This is a genomic window from Roseateles sp. P5_B10 (assembly GCF_056400485.1).
On record NZ_JBFULE010000635.1, the window covers coordinates 1 to 3,083 of the forward strand.

Annotated in this window: 6 protein-coding genes and 1 pseudogene; all 7 read left to right on the forward strand. The window is 65.6% G+C overall.

Translation table 11 applies throughout. The features are described 5' to 3' along the window. A pseudogene (locus tag AC1DU6_RS25155) lies at positions 1–432 on the forward strand (polyhydroxyalkanoate depolymerase); the annotation flags it as partial. Next, complete coding sequence (gene rsxB, locus AC1DU6_RS25160; RefSeq protein ID WP_457390072.1) at positions 429–1,073, forward strand: electron transport complex subunit RsxB; 645 nt, start codon at positions 429–431, stop codon at positions 1,071–1,073. The pseudogene AC1DU6_RS25155 and the gene rsxB, both read left to right, overlap by 4 nt. A gap of 10 nt (positions 1,074–1,083) precedes the next feature. Beyond that, the gene (gene nth, locus AC1DU6_RS25165) at positions 1,084–1,725 is read left to right on the forward strand and encodes an endonuclease III (RefSeq protein WP_477860417.1); all 642 of its coding nucleotides are present in this window, start codon (positions 1,084–1,086) and stop codon (positions 1,723–1,725) included. A 13-nt stretch (positions 1,726–1,738) separates the two neighbouring features. Beyond that, positions 1,739–1,948: a hypothetical protein gene (locus AC1DU6_RS25170; protein WP_025563979.1), complete on the forward strand. Its 210-nt coding sequence runs from the start codon at positions 1,739–1,741 to the stop codon at positions 1,946–1,948. Then, entirely contained in the window at positions 1,945–2,232 is a 288-nt protein-coding gene (locus AC1DU6_RS25175) for a cell division protein ZapA (protein ID WP_056196881.1), read from the forward strand. The genes AC1DU6_RS25170 and AC1DU6_RS25175 overlap by 4 nt, the downstream gene beginning before the upstream one ends. A 219-nt stretch (positions 2,233–2,451) precedes the next feature. Continuing rightward, the gene (locus tag AC1DU6_RS25180; RefSeq protein WP_057299632.1) at positions 2,452–2,910 is read left to right on the forward strand and encodes an EVE domain-containing protein; all 459 of its coding nucleotides are present in this window, start codon (positions 2,452–2,454) and stop codon (positions 2,908–2,910) included. After that, the coding region (locus AC1DU6_RS25185; RefSeq protein ID WP_477860420.1) for a TSUP family transporter at positions 2,907–3,083 on the forward strand (177 nt) is incomplete at its 3' end. The genes AC1DU6_RS25180 and AC1DU6_RS25185, both read left to right, overlap by 4 nt.

Genomic DNA, 3,083 nt, shown 5'->3' on the forward strand with positions numbered 1-3,083 from the left:
GCCTATGACGAGTACAACGCCGTACTCGACATGCCGGCCGAGTACTACCTCGACACCATCAAGACCGTCTTCCAGGACTTCGCGCTGGTGAACGGCACTTGGGCAGTTGACGGCCACTTCGTGCGCCCGCAGGACATCAAGACCACCGCGCTGCTGACTGTCGAGGGCGAGCTGGACGACATYTCCGGCGCCGGYCAGACCMAGGCGGCRCACGACATCTGCTCGGGTGTTGCCAAGCAGCACCAGTACCACTACGACGCCATTGGCGCCGGCCATTACGGCATCTTCTCGGGCCGCCGCTGGCGCGAGAAGGTCTATCCCGAAGTGCGCGACTTCATCGCCAAATACGAAGCTGCGCCGCTAAAGAAGACGGCCAAGGTGGCGGTGGCCAAGACCACAGCCAAGCCGGCGGCCCGCAAGCGCAGAGCGTGAACCTCGCGGAGCTGATCGACGCCGCACTGCCGCAGACCCAATGCACTCGCTGCGGTTACCCGGACTGCCGCCGCTACGCCGACGCCATCACCGCGGGTGAGGCCGAGATCAACCAATGCCCTCCTGGCGGTGCAGAGGGCATTGCACGACTCGCCGCGATCACCGGGCGCCCTGCCCTGCCATTGAATCCCGTCAACGGCATTGAAGCCACGCGTGGCGTCGCCGTCATCGACGAAGCCTGGTGCATCGGCTGCACCCTCTGCATCAAGGCCTGCCCGGCCGACTGCATCGTCGGGGCACCCAAGGCCATGCACGTGATCGTCACCGCCCAGTGCACCGGCTGCGAACTGTGCGTACCGGCCTGCCCGGTCGACTGCATCTCCATGCCCGAGGTCACCACTGCCACCGGCTGGGCGGCCTGGAGCCCGCCGCAGGCCGACGAGGCACGCGAGCGCTACGCCTTTCGCCAGTTCCGCCGCCATCGCGAGGCCGAAGAGAACGCGGCGCGCCTGGTTGTCAAGGCCGAAGCCAAGCTGGCGGACCTGCCGGCGGCATCTGCGATCACCGACCCCGCGCAGCTCGACCGCAAGCGCGCGGCCATTGAAGCCGCGCTTGCCCGCGCCAGGGCCAAACGGACATGACAATCGCGGCATGAACGCCGCGCAAGTCGAACGCTTCTTCGCCATCCTCAAGGCTGCCAACCCGGCGCCCCAGACCGAACTGGAGTTCACCAGCGTCTTCGAGTTGCTGACCGYCGTGCTGCTGTCCGCCCAGGCCACCGACGTGGGTGTCAACAAGGCCACCAGGCGACTGTTCGCGGTTGCCAACACACCCGCGCAGATCCTCGCCCTTGGCCAGGAAGGCCTCGAGTCGTACATCAAAACCATCGGCCTGTACCGCAGCAAGGCCAGGCATCTGCTGCAGACCTGCCGCATGCTGATCGACCTGCATGGCGGCGAAGTGCCACACTCACGCCCCGATCTCGAAGCCTTGCCTGGTGTCGGCCGCAAGACGGCCAACGTCGTGCTCAACGTTGCTTTTGGCGAGCCGACGATGGCGGTTGACACGCACATCTTCCGCGTCAGCAACCGCACCGGCCTCGCACCAGGCAAGACGCCGCTGGCCGTCGAGCTGGGCTTGCTGGACCGCGTGCCAACCGACTATCTGGTTGACGCCCATCACTGGCTGATCCTGCACGGCCGCTATGTCTGCCAGGCGCGCAAGCCACTGTGCAATGTTTGCGCGGTCATCAACGAATGCGACTACGGCCGGAACCTAAAATCCGCCGCCTGAACCCTCACACGCCATGGCCCAACTCAGCGACCTCACCGAACGCGTCGAACGCCTGCTGCTGCGCCACGACGAACTGACCCGAACCAACACCCTGCTGCTCGAGCAGGTGGCGGCCCTCACGCAAGAGCGCGACAGCCTGCGCTCGCGGCTGAATGCGGCGCGAGCGCGCGTCGATGCGCTGCTGGAGCGCCTGCCCGTCGAGACGCCCAAGGAAGACGCATGAAGCAGATGGAAGTGACCATCATGGGCCAGAGCTATCTGCTCGGCTGCCCCGAAGGCGGCGAAGCTGCATTGAGCTCCGCCGTGGCCCAGGTGGACCGCGAGATGAGCGCCATCCGCGATGCCGGCAAGGTCAAGGCACGCGAACGCATCGCCGTATTGGCCGCGCTGAACCTGGCCTACCAGCTCGCCGACACCTCGCGTGAAACGCCGGTGTCAACGCCCGAAATCGATACCCTCGTCAAGCGCCTGGATGAAGCACTCGGTCACGACGGGCAGCTGCTCTAAGACTTAGAATTCACGTCGTCCACCGCTTTCCCCGGGGCTTTATTTCCTTCATCCGATGCTCTATGAGCAAGGGCTTGGAACATGCCGGACGGGCGTGATCGTCTCGCGTCAGATGAACCCGAAGTCCGGCTGACCTCGCCCACCTGATTACCCCTGGGTGTTCAGGATCTCGGCCCCCCGGATTGCGGTGGACACCTTCTTCCCGCTTAGCATCAGCTGATGAACTACTGGCTGATGAAATCAGAGCCCGACGAGGCTTCGATCCTCGACCTGCAACGCGCCGGCACTTTGCCATGGACGGGCGTCCGCAACTACCAGGCGCGCAACTTCATGCGCGACGACATGCAGGTGGGCGATGGCGTGCTCTTTTATCACTCCTCCTGCCCTGAGCCTGGCATCGCCGGCCTCGCCGAGGTCAGCAGCGCGGCCTATCCGGATGCGACGCAGTTCGACGCGAGCAGCCATTACTACGACGCCAAGTCCAAGCCCGAGGCACCGCGCTGGGTCCATGTTGACGTGCGCTGGCGCGAGACGACGCGGTTGCTGAGCCTGAAGGAAATGCGCGAGGCGCCGGAGCTCGCGTCGATGCGCGTGTTGGAGCGCGGCAGCCGGCTGTCGATCACGCCGGTCACGCCGGCCGAATGGCAAGCCGTGTTGAAGCGCCTGCACGGCAAATGACAGCCACCCTCGCCGCGGAACTGCTCGCACTCGGCCTCGCGGCTGGCTTCCTCGCGGGATTGCTCGGCATCGGCGGCGGCATGCTGATGGTGCCCGTCCTGACCTTCATCCTGAGCCAGCGCGGCGTCGAGCCGGGCCTGGYGGTCAAGATGGCCATCGCGACGTCCATGGCC

Bases quoted from the DNA above. Each gene is read 5' to 3' on its own strand.
- AC1DU6_RS25180 (WP_057299632.1), top strand. From the start codon at position 2,452: ATGAACTACTGGCTGATGAAATCAGAGCCCGACGAGGCTTCGATCCTC.
- AC1DU6_RS25170 (WP_025563979.1), top strand. From the start codon at position 1,739: ATGGCCCAACTCAGCGACCTCACCGAACGCGTCGAACGCCTGCTGCTG.
- AC1DU6_RS25175 (WP_056196881.1), top strand. From the start codon at position 1,945: ATGAAGCAGATGGAAGTGACCATCATGGGCCAGAGCTATCTGCTCGGC.